Origin of the sequence: Microcoleus sp. PH2017_05_CCC_O_A, from assembly GCF_020738785.1 — a bacterium.
Lineage (GTDB): Bacteria > Cyanobacteriota > Cyanobacteriia > Cyanobacteriales > Microcoleaceae > Microcoleus.
Map to the genome: position 1 here is coordinate 14,670 of NZ_JAEQCB010000077.1, position 17,048 is coordinate 31,717.

Sequence of the window (17,048 nt, forward strand, 5' to 3'; positions counted from 1 at the left end):
GCCCGCCCTGGACATCCATAATTAGCAACAGGCAAGATGCCTGTTCCACAAGAGTTTAGTATTATTGTGGGGTGGGCATCTTGCCCGCCCTGGACATCCGGCATCTTGCCCGCCCTCAAAATCGGTTCAACTCTTATTAACAACAATCCGTCGAGTCATCCCCATCCCCATCGGAGTTTTCCTCCCAACCCCGCAGTAAAGAGCAAAATCCGCCAAAGCATTAATTTGCTTAATCACCAAAGGCTCCACATCACCCAAAATCCGATAACTAACCTCCCCAACCATGCCCACAAAATTGCTTTCATAGTTAGTCAATCTTTCAGTTTTGATATTGACAAAAGTTGAAAAAAGTGAATCCAATGGCAAATTAGGAATCTCAATCCCGCTGTACTTATTCCAGCGACTCAGTAGACTATTAAAAACGCAATCTCTAGTAGGAATCACCGAATCGAACTTCCCCTGTCGAAAGGTAGTAGGCGTCGCAAAACTGAAGGCAATTAAGCGATTAGTTTCCGAAGCTTGTTCGTAAAGTTGAGAGTAAGTACAAGCATTCGCCCAAGGTTGATCTACTTGAGGTGTTCCGAGAATCTTCGTAATCATCAAATCCGCCGGGCCAAGATGCCACGGACGGGATGGATTGAGATTCAGCCAAAGGTGAGTTAATTTGCCAAATAAAGTGTCATCCAGCAGACTAATTCGCCACCAACAGAGAGAGTGTTCTGGAATTGGTTCTGTGTGTTCCCATTGGAGGGAATGGTGTTTTTTGAAAGGGCATTTTTTAGTTTGCAAAGGGCTGAGGGTGAAGGATTTGTCGGCTGTGGCATCGTGCAGGCGATCGCCGAGTTGTTTGTCAACGGAGCTCACGAGGGTGAGGAAGAGGGCGTGCAGGTGTCTTCCCGTGAGGTATCCGGGGGGAATTGGGGCCAGGGGAAGAAGGTTGAGGATGAGACTGTGCGGCATGATGGTTATGGTTGGTTGTGTTGATTAAGGTGCGATCGCTCTGTTAAGTCGTCTCCTCTAATGCCTTGGTGTAGGTAATAATTACTGATTTTTTCTGAGCCGTGTTGCCATACTGATATAATAATTTTTCATCAAACCCATTTGTTTTCAGCTTGATGAAAACTCCCGGCAGTTCTACAAAACCTAGTTCTGAGTTATAGGAATATTCTGGATTCCCATCTAGCATGGATGCACCATCATTACTTCGATGTATTTTGATGATAATATCTTTTTGATAGGCAAAGCCCCAGCGTAAATCACGCCTTTCCCATGATGTCTTTTCTTGGTCATAGTAGCGTTCATAAACATGAGTATTGGCATACTGATTACTCTTATCTTTTTTGATGGTTAAACAGTCAATTGGCACTGTCACTTGAGGCATATTCTCAATTTTGTCGCCATGAGATCCATCGTCATAAACTAATGTTGCAGATGGTGTCCAACTGCGAGTAACGACTAACCCTTTTTCGTGAGCAGGTTGACAAGCTAAGTCAGCACTGTAAACATAGTCATGTAGCATCGAAAACAGTTCTACTACTCGGTAGTCATCAACGTAGTGCGATCGCAAAATACATTCAGAGATTTTCGCAGTGTTAAAATCAGTTAGCTGTTTTAGAGTCTCTTTATAAGTTTCCCATCCAGATTCATCCAGCGTATTAGCAAAATCTTGGATAGCATTACCCACCAATATTACCTTAGCATCTGGAACATTACCCCGACGATTGCAGCGTCCAGCCCTCTGAATCAGGTTTTCTGGCGGACACATTTCTGAAATCAATATCTCACTATTCAAATCGCAGCCAACTTCGATCGCACTCGTAGTTATCAAAATGTAAGGCAAATCGTTTTCATCGTGATTTTTGACGTTTTTGTAGCGAGTCGAACGCGAAAATTCTGAGTCTTTTGGAATGTCAGAAATGCGGCCATGATAAAGAAACAAGAATTGTCCTTGAGTATCAGTATTAAACGCCAACTCATTTTTAACCTGCGTGTAAATTTCGACTGCATCTGTGACAGTTTCAACTACAGCAATAATGCGACGGTTAGATTTAGATTTCCACTCTCTTAAAACAATTTGAGCAACTTGAGTTTGGAAATGGAGAGGATTAGTTGAATCGCGCTGAACTTCATTCAGCCATTCAAAAGCTTTTGTTTCATAGCTTTGTTGCTGAAATTCGCGCAGGGAATTAACATTTTCAAGATTATTGATGTAATCAATTACTTTCAGATAATCAAAGCGATCGAGATGTTGTTGTGGCATTGTAGCAGTCATTAAGACGATGGATCGTCCCGCTTCATAAAGCGACTGCACCAAGCTATGAAAGTTTGTGAAAGATATATTGTCATAGCTATGAGCTTCATCAACACAGATTAGAGTTTTTTCACTATGAGTTTTATCCCGATGAATCCTCAAAGGAAAAACAAATGACTTTTGCTTGTCTCCAAAAGCAAAATAGCGATAGAGAAACTTGTCCAGCGTTGTTAAAATGACATCTCCTTTATAAAGATGACGGCGAGAATTGATTTTACGCTCGACTCGCTCCCCGTTTTGGTAAATTAATCGTTCCATTTGGGAACCCGTATCTACTACTAACGAAAATTCCAGGTCTTTATTTTCAGGTAAGGCCGAAAATGTCTTGATATACCGCTCAATCCGTTGTTTCTGATCTTCTACTAAACTTCGGGATGGCAAAGGTAAAATTAAGCGATAACCTTTAGCTAAACATGGAAATAGAACAGCCTCCATTTTGCCAGAACCAGTGGGAGCTTTGAGTAAAAATGCTGGGTTGGGATTGGCGATCGCATCCCAGACATCTTGTTGCATGGGGTTAGAAATATACTTGCCTTTGCTGAGTGCTTGATACGCAGTTTCGCAATTCCAATCCTGAGAACTATCTACTAATGAGTGAGATTTAATACCAACCCTCTTTGGGTTCTCTTCTTTAGCTTTTCCTTGATGAGGCTCTTTTTTAGCTTTTCCTTGATGAGATTGCCACCATTCTTTGACAATATTGTTGATTTTATCTTCCAGCTTATGAGGCTTATCTAACAAATTTCCTAGCTCTTTCTTGTCCTCTTCACTAAGTTTCAGTGACCAATAGGCAAAAGACAAGGAAATTTCGTCCTTATTAAAAGGAAAATTAAAAGGAAAAGGATCTATCAGATAAGTTGAATTGTCTAATTTGAACGTGGTATAATCCATGAATGCACGAGACTCTGCTTGTTCATCATTTCCAATTACCCGACAAGCTAATTCTGCCTCAATCTGATCGCACATTTCCAAGATGTACAGTTCACGGCCATAAGTCAGAGGTTCTCTTGTCAAGATTTGTTCATATTCTTGTGACTCTTTTTTCAATTTATAAGCATCACGACTAATATCACCCACAGAGAAATCGTGATGTCCTATAGCCAGATACTTTGCCCAAATATCAGGACTATCAGCTAAGAATCTATGCCCTTTGAAGGAGTAAATATATTCTTTAAATTTACCTTCTTTCGTGGCTTTAGCCTCCAGTTTAAATTTAGGCGGTTTGCCAATGTCGTGAATTCTAGCAGCTTCATCAACTCGTGCTTTTGATTCTTCCCGTTCAGTTTCAGTGATCCCTGGAAAATCCTCAACTTTCCAAGCTTTGACTAGCTTTCTGACATTACAAACATGATTGCCAAGGGGCTGAAAGTAAATTACATCAGGAATAGGATTAGTTTTGTCTGGAAAAAATACTCGACCGAAATCGAAACTGCGCTGGCGTTTTTGCTTAGACATTAACTTCACCTCTTAACAAGTTAACAAGGGATACGGGAATATAAATTTCCCCATCGGTGTAGTAATCCAGAGTTGGAAAATCCTCCCCAGGTTTTGGGTAATAGGCAGTAACAAAGGGAATAAATCCATCTACAGGAGTTCGAGTATTATCTAAAAATCCTGCCTCTTCTGAATCTGTTTCATCATTAGTTTGCCAGTGGTAGCGGTAGAGATTGTAAATATCACAGCCGCCGATAAATTGACCGCTTTGCAACAAGGCTTCCATCGGTACAATGGTTGATGGATAAGCTTGAACTGTCTCGCATTTCAACTCAATGAGTTCAGAAACTTCTGTCACTACCGCAAAACCTTCTTTGCCTAGTTTGCAACCATAGGTTTCTAAGTCTTGGAAATGTTCTAAACCTTGTAAAGATTCGCTGACAACATAGCCAGTTAGTTCTTCTACAATTAAGTATTCCCAAGTGTGGAGTTGAAAGTTAGCTTTGTCCTTTTCTACATATAATCTGGAAAACACATCGTGATTAAATTCGCGCATTCCTTTGCGGTAGGTTTTATGCACTCCTCGCCAAGTATTTGTGCTAGGATAGGCTCCCAGCGCTACATAATGACGGGGTAAAGCATAAAATGGTGGGTCATCTTTGTTGATTCGAGTTTCAGGAATTTCTAAGCCTACACTGAGCATTCCTAGCCTTCGTAAAAATCCTGATAGAGTTGTTGGTGGTACAAAAGGATAGGTGGCAATATTGAGAATTGACCCTGGCAGAATGCGGAATGTCATTGCTGCGGTAGGTGTGATGGTGAGTTTTATGCAGTACATAGATCACGCCTGTAAAACGGTTTCAACGAATTTCGCAGCGTATTCTTGTAATTTCTCTAATGCTGCATTTCCAATCCAGCGATCGAAGTAAGTTGCTTGGATGCGATCGGTGTTATCTTCTGGATATTGGGCAAGACGGAGGAAGTCTGCGATCGCCTGTTGTGGATCTGTGACAGATGGAGAAATAATCGGGCGTTTTCCTCTGGGTACTAAGTAGCGATCGACAACTAGCAAAGGGGTTTGATTCTCGGATTCGGCGATCGCAATTCCCTTGGGGTTTCCTGAACCTATGCGGGGCAAAGAATCCAAAAAAGCATAAGCAACAGAGGAAAAATCTCGATCGGTAATACTCAACGCATGATTAGAAACCGGATACAGAATACCGGGCTGATTATACTGGCGCTTGAATGGTATAGGTGTTTCATCCTTTTGATTTACCAGACGTGCCGGGTGCATTGCCCGTTGCTTTTCTACTGGATAAATATCTTGAACTGCAACACCGCCACCGTGAGTAACGCGACCAATTAAAGTGCTTTTTCCGGGGTCAAGTGCACCATAGGTGGCACAAATAGGACAGTCTATTTTGGCGCAAGTTTTAGGAATACCACATTGTTGTTTATCTCCTAGTAATTCCCCACTTTTTACAGGAGCCCACAGCAAGCAACGTCGCTCAACGCCTCGTCGTTTCGTTGGGGAAATATAACATTTTTCAAGCGATTTCCCATCCTTAGTAGTTAACTTCACTATCTCCACCAAGTTGACATTTACTTGTACTTCATGCCCAAAATAAAGCTCTTGCGAACCTTCAAGAATGGCATAAATGTCAAAGTGCATTCGAGGATTGTTTTCATCAGTTTTAGGTAATCCACTCGTTACTTTGGATTGCTTAACCGTCTCAGAAGTGTTTTCGGATTCATCATTAGTTGTTTGAGATTTTTTAGTTGGCATATTTACTTCTCCGTTGTGGATTTTTCTTTGCGAATCAATTCAGGAAAACGAGTGTATAGTGAAAGCTTGACCTGATAGGTTAAATCTTTCCAATTTTTCTCTTGTTTATAACCATTTTTAGGATTTGAAAAATAGGTATAAACTCTTGTCAGATCCTCTGGATACAGAATCATGGAAACCGATTTAGTTTCTGGATTTTCTTTTTCTCGTTCTGAAATACCCAATTGTCCCAGTAACTCCTCTTTTGCTAATAATGCCTTGGCTTGTTCATAAACAAACTGGGTGTCAGGGTTACGGTAAAGTCTTACTTGAGTCAATGTTCTTTTGTCACTTTCTATGGCTTGATCGCTTCCAATGGTAACGATTGTGCAGTATTTACAGAAGGAGTAACAAAAGGCCGCCGGATTCTTTTCTATTTGTTCAATTAATTTGCTAACCTCTCGTTTGGCATCTTCTGGCTTTTCCATTGTCATAGCATTTTTTTTAAAAGCCAAAACAAAAGCATAAATTAAGCCAGTCAATGCAGCTACATCTCCATATAAATTGGCTTGCTGTAACATGGGGTTATCTGACTCCATAAGGCCTCCTTTTAATTTCAAATTCAAACCTTCACAAATTTTCTTCCAGTAGGCTGCACGAGTGTGTTCTAATCCCCGACTATAATCACTACCGGAAACTTCTGATATTTTTGCGAGGGTATACTCTGCCATTACTGGTAAATCATCCTCTACATAGCGTACAGCATCACCCAGTTTCATATTGATATCTTTTCCCAAAACAATTATGGACTGCCCATAGCCTTCTATCAAACCCTTAATAAAAATTAGATGTCTGCTACTCAAAAGTATTGACTGACTTCCCTGAATAATCAGTGAGAATTTAAAATCAGCTAAAACCTCAAGGGGAAAAATTGAAGCTACTTTGGCTAGTGCATATTGAACCTGGCCGAGTTTCTGAGATGCTAAATCACCGCCACCAGTTCGATCGGAGGCTAAGACTATATATCGACCTGCACTTAAATGTAACTCTTTATTAGTTAACATTCTAATGTAGTCTTTAACTTTGAGTTTAGCAGGTTCACTTCGATCGACTGGTTCAAGCTTCAAAATGATACTTTCATCAGTCACTTTTAGGGGTGACGCAAATGCTAATGCTGAACAAGATGCACAAATATAGGGTTGCTTTTCCCTGGATGATGATTGACAACGCTGGGAAGGTCGCTCGAACATAAATCTGGCTACTTCCCATTTAGCATTTTGGAGAGTAACACCGCAGGAATAACAAAAATGTTTACCGTCATCTCCCGCCGATCGCACTTCTTTGATACTTGGCTGTTCACTCAGCAATGGTTCAGGGAATGGATCGCTTGGCGGATTTTCCAAAAGGCGATACATCTCTAGAATACACTGAGTAAAAATATCTCCACGAGTTGCATTGATCTGGTCTGTAGCAGTTTTAGTGAAACTTTTGGAAATGTTAACAATGTCTTTGAACCGAGCGGGGTTTTGTTGGCGATCGCACTGAATAAACTTAAATGGTTCACCCTCAGACTCTGCAAATAAGCGAATCTTTTGCTGGACGGAATCTTGAGTAAAAATGATTTGAGTAACTAGCTTATCTTGCTGTTTTTGTAACTTGTTTTTCTGTGCTTTTGTCAACCCTGAGTCTGCTAATTCACTGTTAATTTGAGTTAGATTTTGCCAAATACACTTTTGTTCATCAAGGACTTTACCAAAGGACTTTTGAAAAGCTTCGTTGTACTTTTTCGCTTCCTTTAACTGCATCTCCTCCTTGTCTAGTAACTTTTTTTCTAAAGATGTGCGGTCTTTATCACTTGTGTCAGGATGATTTATTTCTGTTATGAGAGCCTTAATTTGCTTCTGACGATCTGTTTGACGCTTTTCTACCTCCCGAATAACTGCCAAATACCAAGCCGCTAAAACATTAGATTGCTGCTGTGTCAAAATCGGAATTTCCAAGGTACTGAAACCGCGTCCGGCTAAAGTGACACTATTGAGCATGACAATGAATGTCTGTACTAATCCTGGTAAATTGTGCTTGGGAGTGCCATAAGTTGAGAAAGCAATATTTTCGATGAACTCTCGCCAATATTGATTAAAATCTGCCGGCTCTTTTCGATGGGGAATGAAAACGTGTACGTGATAGTCACTTTCGTGGAGTACCGCTATTTGATATTGCTTCTGCAAATACTCTAAAAATCTATCTATGGCGCTTTCAATAGATAATCTTGCCTGTAACTCTCCTGGTAATGGCGATTTGTACAGAATCTGAGTTTTGCCAATCTCTTGACCTTGATATATGACTCGATTTTTTTGAAAATCAAGTTTTTGTAACTTCTTAGTATTGAGGTTGCGGGTGAGTCTTAATTCTCTAATTAGCTTGGAGTTTGCAAAGGTTTTCGCGATATCTATTACCCCTGGCTGACTCGCTAATGCCCCAATCAACTCTGACTTCTGAGTAGATATCACACCCGCAGCCGAGGCACTAATTAGTATTGTGGTTTGATTGCTCTCATTCATCCGATTTAATCTCTTGATGAAGTTTTTGTATGTGGGAGTCGGCAAAAACGATGCGGACTCCCATCTTTTGGTTGCTCTAAAGCTTCTACTGACAGTCGGCGTAAGATATCACATCACCTTCAGAATTAGTGATGTCGAGCCACATCAACTCTGTAACTCGCCTTTTGAGCTTCTCAACCTGCATCAGAAGGTTCTCAATCTGTTCCTGATACTCAGCAATTTCTCTTGCAATCAGATCTGATTCGTACATTAGCCGTCTCCTTAGTAAAAAAGTTTTCACCAGAGCCAGTCGCCATGCTACCTTTGAGATTGCGAGTCTACATTGGTAGTCTGAGCTTCCTGCTCTGGCTGCCTTTCAGATTAGCACAAAATTTTAACGTCCGAGAAATATAGAGCTAATCACCGAAGCTCATTTGTGCTATCATGGTATGTAGCCTCTAAAAAAATCCCTCTATCAGAGATTGAAATCGAGACATATATGAGGTTGAGGATTTTATCCTCCACACAACCACAAATCCCTATCAGGGTTGTCGGCCAGAGTTTTGCTCTGGCTTTTTTAATAGCCTGTATAAAACCCTCATACTCTATCCGTAAATAACTTATAATCTGAGAATAGCGCGACTCATAGAGGTTGTCAAGCAATTACACAGCATAAGTGTCCGTATAAATGACTCGTCAAGATCAGTCCATCACCCTATCGGTTTCCGATCGCGACAAAGCCGAGTTAGAAGCCCTAGCCCTAGAATTCGGCATGAAGTGGGGCGATCGCCCTAATATCTCTAAGCTGGTAAAAGCGATCGCCCAACATAAACTCCTAATTGCCCCTAACAACGATTGGAAAGACAGCCGATTAAAAGCCCTTAAACACGCCGTCGATGCCTTAACCGACCTCGGCAAAGTTCAAGAAGCCAAAATTATTGCTCAACTGCTAGTCGATCGCAGTGAACTTCCAGATCCCCTGCGGAGAGAAATAGAGGCATTTTTAAATAACACCTCTATTCCTTGGCGGTTAGAGATAGACCGTTATATGAAGCGGAACCAACCGTTTGAACTCACCTACCAAGATGCAGCCGATCGCACTTGGCACTTCCACATCCGCCATGCTCAAATCAACCCGCATGAAGATCGAGAATATCTCGATTGTTGGTGTGAAGAAACAGAGGGGAATTACGATTTGCCAGAACTGAAGCATAATCGGTGCTTCCGTTTAGATCGGATTCCAGAAGCCGCGATCGCACCCATTGACGGAAAATGGTTGCCCAGTTTAGCCGAGATTGAGGTAGAAATGCACCTCTTCCGAGGTTTGGCGTTTGCCTACAAAACGAAAACGGGTGAAGATACGTTCAATGAATGGTTAACAGACTCTCCGCAAGTCCGACGAATAGTGAAGAAAGTATCCAATACTTTTTGGTTTTTCCGAGAAATATTGCGGTATGGGGAAGATTGCGTGATTGTGTCTCCAGACAGTGTGCGCGATCGCTTCCAACAAAAACTGATCGCCCTCTGCCGTCAGTACAACCTGGAAATCCGCGATTAGAACACGAGATTAGACTCTGACCCAAGAAACCGGGTTTTTTAGCGAATCTGTCGGTCACAGTCAAGTATTCTCGTAAAAAACCCGGTTTCTGACCACCCGTGCGATCGCGAAATCCGCGATTAGCCGTCCAACAAAAAGCAGCCCGTTACAGGCTGCACATCGAAAAAAACCGTTGTTTTGTTGGAGGAGAAAACTTTACATCGAATTCAAATTGCCGTTATATCAAGTCTCTGGGACTCCGGCGGGCGATCGGCTGCCAACCAATTTCGCCATCTTTATCTACCGCTGACTCACCTTACCATCAGAACAAAACTGCAAATCCTCGTTACGCTGAAAGTTCGTTCACCATTCTCACCCGGCCTTTGAGCACTGCCCGCAGCAGGCGGTTGACACAGCATCTATCTTCGTCATTCAGCGACTCGTCTAAGGTGGCGGCCATCAAACCGTAGCGATCGGCTAATGTCAAAACGCCTGTGTCGGTTACAGAAGCGAGGATTTCAGAGATAGCGCCGGGGAGGAGTTGTAAAGCTTTCATGGCAGTGCGGTTGAATTCGATATATTCATAATCGCTTGGTTTCCTCAAAAGATCGGTGATATTAAGTAGGTTCCGCAGGTGATTATTTTGGATGAAAGCAAGTGATCGGAGTAGAGTAAATGTGTGACACGAATCACAGCACTACAGGTGCGGCAGGTAATTGCATCCCAGCCTAACCTTTGGTAGAACGCGGGATTGATGGCGTTTCGCTAAAATGATTTAATCTCTCAACCAGTTGAAATTTTACCCCTGTACCGAAAATGCTTGATTTTCTGAATCCCATTTTGGGCCGCAAGCCCGATCGCATCAAAGCCAATGTTGAAATTTATACTTGGCAAACCTGTCCGTACTGTATTCGGGCAAAAACCTTGCTGTGGTGGAAAGGCGTAAATTATACGGAATACAAAATTGATGGCGACGAAGCTGCTAGAAATGCCATGTCCGATCGCGCTAACGGTAAGCGCAGTGTCCCCCAAATCTTTATTAACAGTCAACACGTCGGCGGCTGCGATGACATTCACAAACTTGATGGAGATGGAGAGTTAGATGCACTGCTAGCTCAAGCAGCAGTTTAAATATTGTTCATAAAAGGTTCGTAGTAAGGACTTTAGTCCTTGAATTCTTAAAGAAAGGACTAAAGTCCTGACTACGAACCTTTGGCATATGAGGTTCGTAGTCAGGACTTTAGTCCTTAAATTTCCCAAGAAAGGACTGAAGTCCTTACTACGAACCTTTGGCAAATTTACTGAGATTATCTTGCCGCCATTTAGCATCGGAGCGCCTATTTGTTTGCAGTTCTAAGACCCGAATCCCGTTATTTGGTAGAAAACTTAATTTTTGTTGGAACTGCTCCCAATCGTCGATTATCTCGTGTTCCACGCCGTAAGTTGCACACAATTGAGCAAAATTGATATCCTGCGGTGTGGCAAAAAACTCTTCAAAGGGCGGGTCAAATTTAGCAACTGGCAACATTTCAAAAATCCCGCCACCGTTGTTATTAATTAAAACAATTGTCAGATGACCGACAAATTTATTTGTAATTAAAAAGCCGTTGGTGTCGTGCAAAAGTGTTAAATCACCTGTTAACAAAATGCTGCTTTGATTGCGGTGGGCGACTCCTAAAGCTGTTGACAATGTGCCGTCTATGCCGTTGGCGCCGCGATTGACAAAAGGTTTTATTTCTAAGTTGTTCGGCTTCCAGAAAAACTCGACATCTCGGACTGGCATACTGTTGGAAATAAATATGGGTGTGGCTGGTGGCAATATTTGGGAAAGCAGCCAAGAAATTTTTGGTTCGATGATGTTGTTAATTGCTGATAGTTTTTGGTCTATTGTTTGTCTGACTTGGGTTTCGGTGTTTCGCCAAAGTTGGAGGTATTCGTTTGATGGAGAGGTGAGGGGTAGGCACGGGGGCACTACCCCTACAAAATTCTGGTTTTTTGTTTCATTGTTTGTAGGGGCAATCCCCCCGTGGTTGCCCCGATCTTGAACCCCCCCTAACCCCCCCTTGGTAAGGGGGGGGACTTGAGTTAATAGAGTTGCGAGGTTTTCTACAGAGGTTCGTAGGTGAATTGTTGGGCCGTGTAGGGGATCGAAGTTGTGGTGGCTGGGGTCGATTATGTAGCGTTTGGGTTGGGTTTTGTCTAACCAGTTTCGCAATTCTTTGCTTGTGGGTAAGTCTCCGATTTGAATGGCGATTTCTGGGGTTAATTTATCTGCTAGTTCGCGGTTTCGCAGGATTAAATCGTAGGTGGAAATTAGATGGGGGTTGAGTTGGGCGCGGTTTCTTAAGGGCGATAGTCCTTCTGCTAATACTGGCCAGTTTAATAGTTGGGAAATTTTGCCGATCGCACTACAATACTTTTCTGCATCTTCAGGCTGGGCTACACCTGCAATAATAATCCCTTTACTGCATTCGGGCCATTGTTCTATTGCACTTCTTACTCCCCCCCTTGGCAAGGGGGGGCTGGGGGGGGTAGAAGTTTCTGCTGCACAAATCGGTTCTATTGCACTTCTTACTCCCCCCTTTAACAAGGGGGGGCTGGGGGGGGTAGAAGTTTCTGCTGCAAAAATCGGTTCTAATCCTGCAAAGAAATATTCGATATCGAATTGTGTTTCTAAAGCTTCGACAGCAATGTCTGAAACTGGTACAAGCGGATCCCGAAGGGGGATGTTGAGGTGGACTGGGCCTGGTGTCGGAAAGGTCGATCGCTCGATCGCGTACACGATCGTCTGTCGCACATAGTCTAGCATTCCTATGGACGCTGAAGGGATGGCTAATTCCGCTTGCCAGTTGGGATAATTGCCGTATAGTTTAACTTGGTCGATCGCTTGTCCGGCGTGACAGTCGCGGAGTTCGGGGGGTCTATCTGCTGTGAGAATTAGCATCGGAATTCGACTTTCACGGGCTTCGATAATCGCCGGATAAAAGTTGGCTGCGGCGGTTCCTGAGGTACAAATTAGGGCGGTTGGTACACCGGATTTTTTGGCGATTCCTAAGGCGAAGAAACTCGCAGATCTCTCGTCGAGGATGGGGATAGTTTCTATTAACTTATTCTGGGCGAAGGCTATGGTTAGCGGGGCCGATCGCGAACCGGGACAAATTACGGCTGTGGTTAGTCCCAGTCGCTGCAATGTCTCGGCTATGATGGAAGCCCAGAGGGTGTTTGTGTTCCGAAAGTCAAGCATTTTGTTGTTTTGGCGATCGATAATATTTTATGACATATAACGGTTCTCAATCAAAGCTCAATAAACCGGGTTTTTTCGAGATTGAGGGTTTTTGGCTAGTCTTGGCTGAAAAACCCGGTTTCTGGCTACCCATATCTAAGTCTTAAGTTACCTAATTTCTCGCTACATAGTTATGAGATATAGCAGTTATCGCAAAAGTAAGGTATGCCCTATGCCCTATGCCCTATGCCCTATGCCCTATGCCCTATGTCTTATCTCATTTTTCGCTCGAAAGGCTATATTATTCTTAAACTAAAGCATTTAAAAGTGCTTGCAGTTTCAGTTGAATTTCTGCTAGTTCTTTGTCGGGTTCGGAACCTGCCACAATTCCAACACCAGCATGAAGTATCGCCCGAGATCCATCGATTAATGCCGATCGAATGCCGACAGCAAATTCGCCGTTACCAGTGCGATCGATCCAGCCCAGGGGTGCTGCATACAAAGAGCGATCGCAGCTTTCGCAGCCCCGAATTTGCTGTAGTGCAATATCCCTCGGTACCCCCGCTACCGCTGGCGTTGGATGCAGTTGGGCTAAAATTTTCAATAAGTGAATATCTGGGGGAATTCTAGCCCTGATGGGTGTCCACAAATGCTGAATGTTGGATAGTTGCAGCAGTCTCGGTAGCGGGGAAAAGTCGGGATGGATGCCGAGACTCGAAAGGCGATCGATTATAAAGTCAATCACAGCTTGATGTTCTCGAATATCCTTTTCGCTGTTCAGTAAATCTTTCCCTAAATTACCATCTTCTGCTTCAGTTTTTCCCCTCGGTGCAGAACCGGCTAAAGCATCTGCGATCAACTGATTGTTGTGAATGCTAATTAAGCGTTCTGGACTAGCACCGATAAATTGCTGACCTTTGCCGTTACTGGTAGAAAACACGTAGCAACCTGGATAGGTGAGGCGCAAGTTATTTAAGGAATCTATTACGCTAAAAGGTGTTTGGCAAATGACATTTATAGCTTGGGACAACACAATTTTACTGAAATATTTAGACTCGATTAATTCTAAAGCGGACTTGACAGATTTTTTAAATTGAGCGGCATCATTGACAGGAATTTGTTTTAATGGAAGTGAGTTTTGGCTGTTAATTAATTTGATGTATTTTTGAGAGGCAATTTTATCAAATTGTTTGCTAATGGTTTCAGTAATAATTTTAACATTTATATCTCTATCTATTTTGGCATTGGCGACAATTGTACAGCTATCGTTGAGGCGAGTAATCTGCCATTTGGGTAAAAATATGGTACCGGGGGGAAAGTAAGAATTGGTGGCGACATTCTCATCAAAAAAAGCAAAGCTACAAAAAAAGTGCGGCCCGCTAAAGGGCAAACGTTCCGTACCGATGGTAATTGTCCGGGAAAGACTTGATTGAATAAAATTTTGAGCGAGGGCAAATCGATCGCTTCCTGCTACTGTGAGATGGATTGCCGAATCTAGGGCGGCGATCGCAAAACTGTTGCCGACAATGGGGTCTCTTTTTTCAAAATAAAAGTGTCTGTCATCGGGTGTGGCAATTTCTTGCAGTACCGCTAGCGGATCGACGGGGGAAATTTCCTGAGAAATACTAACTATTTTTGTTTGATCTTTTTCGGTTAAAGACTGCTGGCAATCTAACAGCAACTGATGCAGTTGATTGCGGTCTTGCAAAAGATTGGCGCGGTGCGGTATTACTGTCATGAAATCGAGAATAGCAGATTTGTCAGAAAGAGTGCGGTTTTGTCCCGCTATAATCCCTATTTCGATCTAACCACGCTCGGGCGATCGCCAAACATGACCTTTCGAGTTTCCCGACTGTTTGGGCACGCTGGAGGGAGAAAACAGACGATTGCGCGATCCATCGAAACATTTAGACATAAAACTTAAGATTGAGAGGGCGACTCTCGGTAAAAGGCGATCGACCCCGCAGAGGTTTGCAGGTGGGCATTACCGGGCGTGCGATCGCCCGCAAAGACTATCAACGGATGCCGGAGGCGCACTCAAGCGGAGACTTAGCAGACATTCTTCACCAATAAAATTGTAAAATTACTGAGCTGCTATCAATTGCATCAAGTTTGTGTAATGACAACAAAGATAATTGAGCGTTCAAATAGTAAATTGTGGCTGGCGGCAATCAAGCCGCCCATGTACAGCGTTGCTGTTATTCCTATTTCAGTAGGAACTGCAATTGCTTTTGCCGAAACTCAAACGATTAATGCGTCAATTTTTTCGACATTTTTAATTTCAGCCATTTTAATTATAGCATGGCTGAATCTCACCAATGATGTATTTGACTCGGAAACAGGGATAGACAAAAATAAAGCACATTCCTTGGTAAACTTAACCGGAAATAAAGCTTTAATTTTCTGGCTTGCCAATCTATTTTTAGCAATCGGAGTGTCGGGAATCTGCGGTATTTCCTGGTGGCAAAAAGACCCAACAGTAATTTTGCTAGTAGTTTTGTGCTGCGCCCTCGGCTACACTTATCAAGGGCCGCCGTTTCGTTTGGGCTATCAGGGTTTAGGCGAAATTATTTGCTTTTTTACCTTCGGGCCGCTAGCTTTAGCTGCTGCTTATTACAGTCAAAATCAAACTTGGTCTGCTACTAATTTCGCAGGTTCGGCAATAGTGGGAATTACTACGAGTATCATCTTATTTTGTTCTCACTTCCATCAAGTTGAGGACGATTTGGCGGCGGGTAAAAAATCGCCGATTGTCCGAATTGGTACGAAAAAAGGTGTGCAGTTGTTGCAGTGGTTGTGCGGCAGCGTTTATGCTTTGACTGTGCTGTTTGTGGCGCTGCGAATGTTCCCAATTTGGACGCTGTTGATTTTTGGAAGTTTGTTTTTTGCGATCGACCTTTGCCGCCATGTCGCAAACTATCACGACCAACCCGCAAAGGTCAGCAACTCTAAGTTTATCGCAGTGGCGCTGCATTTTACGAGCGGTTTGCTGCTAGCGCTGGGGTTTGTGCTGTAGTTTGGGCGATTATCGAGAATTTCGGTAAAATAGAACTATGGTTCGTAGTCAGGACTTTAGTCCTATCTGCAAGATTTTAGTCAATAAGGACTAAAGTCCTTACTACAAACAGTTTGATATTGAATCGAAAACAACGAGAAGAAAATCATGAGTACGCCAGTAGAAACTAGCCCAATCCTCACCCTAGAAGAAATCTTTAGTCTGTATCCTGATGAGTGGGTACTCATCGTCAATCCTGAATTAGATGAAGAATTAAGCGTGATTCGAGGTGAAGTTTTAGCCCATGCAATAGAACGCGATGAAATTTATAGTAAGCTTTCATTAAGGAATGGAAAATCGGTGGCAATAGAATATACTGGATTGATACCTGACAACCTAGTAATGATATTGTAATAAAAATAGGAGCTTAATGGTGTAGATGAACAAATCTAAAAAATATCAATTTCACTATTCTTTAACTGGGAACAAAAATCAGCCACTAATTTTATTACTCCACGGATTCACGGGCGACAGTCAAGACTTTAACAGCGTCATTTTCTTACTATCTCAAAGTTATTGTTGTCTAGCAGTTGACCTTCCCGGTCACGGACAAACCAGAGTCATCGGCGACGAAAGTTGCTACAATATGTCAAATACAGCCCAAGCATTGATCCACTTATTAGATGATTTACAAATAGACAAATGTTTGTTGTTGGGCTACTCAATGGGCGGGCGATTGGCGCTGTACATGACATTACATTTTCCTGAAAGATTCGAGAAAGTCGTATTAGAGTCAGCTTCTCCGGGATTGAAGAGTGAAAAAGATCGATCGCACAGACGGCAAGCCGATTCACAAACAGCACAAAACCTCGAAAATAGCAACATCAAAGATTTTATCTTAAACTGGTACGATCGCCCTTTATTCAAATCATTAAAAAAATCCCCCAAATTCGAGAAACTCATAGAAAGCCGTTTAGCAAACAATCCCTTAGAATTAGCAAAATCCCTCCGCAACATGGGAACTGGCCACCAGCCCTCTCTGTGGGAAAAACTCGCCCAAAATCAAATCCCCATTCTCTTGCTAGCGGGAGAAGATGATGATAAATTTCAACGTATCAATGCAGAAATTGCCAGCTTGTGTCCGGCTGCTACTCTCAAGATTATACCAAACGCTGGTCACAATATCCATTTTGAAAATATTGATGACTTTGCATCAGTTGTGAGACAATTTTATGATTAACGG

15 protein-coding genes are annotated in these 17,048 nt (G+C 42.6%); 6 read left to right on the top strand and 9 right to left on the bottom strand.

What is annotated here, in order from left to right:
• Positions 1 to 126: 126 nt before the first annotated feature.
• From cas6 to JGK20_RS18950, 6 genes are all read right to left on the bottom strand, one after another.
• The gene (gene cas6, locus JGK20_RS18925; protein ID WP_293231734.1) at positions 127 to 960 is read right to left on the bottom strand and encodes a CRISPR-associated endoribonuclease Cas6; all 834 of its coding nucleotides are present in this window, start codon (positions 958 to 960) and stop codon (positions 127 to 129) included.
• 43 nt (positions 961 to 1,003) lie between these two features.
• Complete coding sequence (gene cas3, locus JGK20_RS18930; protein WP_293231736.1) at positions 1,004 to 3,766, bottom strand: CRISPR-associated helicase Cas3'; 2,763 nt, start codon at positions 3,764 to 3,766, stop codon at positions 1,004 to 1,006.
• Complete coding sequence (locus JGK20_RS18935) at positions 3,759 to 4,583, bottom strand: hypothetical protein (RefSeq protein WP_293193237.1); 825 nt, start codon at positions 4,581 to 4,583, stop codon at positions 3,759 to 3,761. Before JGK20_RS18935 ends, cas3 begins: the two co-directional genes overlap by 8 nt.
• 3 nt (positions 4,584 to 4,586) lie before the next feature.
• Positions 4,587 to 5,531, bottom strand: coding sequence for a hypothetical protein (locus JGK20_RS18940; protein WP_293231738.1), 945 nt, complete (start codon positions 5,529 to 5,531; stop codon positions 4,587 to 4,589).
• 2 nt (positions 5,532 to 5,533) lie between these two features.
• Positions 5,534 to 7,495, bottom strand: coding sequence for a hypothetical protein (locus JGK20_RS18945; RefSeq protein ID WP_293231740.1), 1,962 nt, complete (start codon positions 7,493 to 7,495; stop codon positions 5,534 to 5,536).
• A 661-nt stretch (positions 7,496 to 8,156) separates the two neighbouring features.
• On the bottom strand, positions 8,157 to 8,321 hold the full coding sequence (locus tag JGK20_RS18950; RefSeq protein ID WP_293193234.1) for a hypothetical protein: 165 nt from the start codon (positions 8,319 to 8,321) through the stop codon (positions 8,157 to 8,159).
• Between the two features lie 417 nt (positions 8,322 to 8,738).
• Between JGK20_RS18950 and JGK20_RS18955 the strand changes: the two genes are divergently transcribed.
• A complete protein-coding gene (locus JGK20_RS18955; protein ID WP_293212270.1) occupies positions 8,739 to 9,608 on the top strand; it encodes a WYL domain-containing protein in 870 nt (289 codons plus the stop codon).
• A gap of 325 nt (positions 9,609 to 9,933) precedes the next feature.
• Here JGK20_RS18955 and JGK20_RS18960 read toward each other — a convergent pair whose 3' ends face one another.
• Positions 9,934 to 10,143, bottom strand: a complete 210-nt coding sequence (locus tag JGK20_RS18960) for a hypothetical protein (protein ID WP_293182340.1) — start codon at positions 10,141 to 10,143, stop codon at positions 9,934 to 9,936.
• Between the two features lie 260 nt (positions 10,144 to 10,403).
• On the opposite strand from JGK20_RS18960, the gene grxC reads away from it, so the two are divergent.
• Positions 10,404 to 10,718 (top strand): glutaredoxin 3, encoded by a 315-nt coding sequence (grxC, locus tag JGK20_RS18965; RefSeq protein ID WP_293231742.1) that lies wholly within the window; start codon positions 10,404 to 10,406, stop codon positions 10,716 to 10,718.
• Between the two features lie 148 nt (positions 10,719 to 10,866).
• Here the strand turns inward: grxC and menD are convergent, their stop codons facing one another.
• Together menD and JGK20_RS18975 are read right to left on the bottom strand one after the other, a co-directional pair.
• Positions 10,867 to 12,831 (bottom strand): 2-succinyl-5-enolpyruvyl-6-hydroxy-3-cyclohexene-1-carboxylic-acid synthase, encoded by a 1,965-nt coding sequence (menD, locus tag JGK20_RS18970; protein ID WP_293231744.1) that lies wholly within the window; start codon positions 12,829 to 12,831, stop codon positions 10,867 to 10,869.
• Positions 12,832 to 13,117: 286 nt separating this feature from the next.
• Positions 13,118 to 14,548 carry an isochorismate synthase gene (locus JGK20_RS18975; protein ID WP_293182303.1) on the bottom strand — a complete coding sequence of 477 codons (1,431 nt, stop codon included), beginning with the start codon at positions 14,546 to 14,548 and terminating at the stop codon, positions 13,118 to 13,120.
• A 188-nt stretch (positions 14,549 to 14,736) separates the two neighbouring features.
• Here JGK20_RS18975 and JGK20_RS18980 point away from each other — a divergent pair, with 188 nt between their 5' ends.
• The 4 genes from JGK20_RS18980 to menH all read left to right on the top strand — a co-directional run bounded on the left by JGK20_RS18980 (position 14,737) and on the right by menH (position 17,045).
• Entirely contained in the window at positions 14,737 to 14,883 is a 147-nt protein-coding gene (locus tag JGK20_RS18980; RefSeq protein ID WP_293182305.1) for a hypothetical protein, read from the top strand.
• 46 nt (positions 14,884 to 14,929) lie between these two features.
• The gene (menA, locus tag JGK20_RS18985; protein ID WP_293197660.1) at positions 14,930 to 15,826 is read left to right on the top strand and encodes a 2-carboxy-1,4-naphthoquinone phytyltransferase; all 897 of its coding nucleotides are present in this window, start codon (positions 14,930 to 14,932) and stop codon (positions 15,824 to 15,826) included.
• Between the two features lie 147 nt (positions 15,827 to 15,973).
• Positions 15,974 to 16,219, top strand: coding sequence for a hypothetical protein (locus tag JGK20_RS18990; RefSeq protein WP_293205470.1), 246 nt, complete (start codon positions 15,974 to 15,976; stop codon positions 16,217 to 16,219).
• A 25-nt stretch (positions 16,220 to 16,244) separates the two neighbouring features.
• A complete protein-coding gene (gene menH / locus JGK20_RS18995; protein ID WP_293231746.1) occupies positions 16,245 to 17,045 on the top strand; it encodes a 2-succinyl-6-hydroxy-2,4-cyclohexadiene-1-carboxylate synthase in 801 nt (266 codons plus the stop codon).
• Positions 17,046 to 17,048 lie beyond the last annotated feature (3 nt).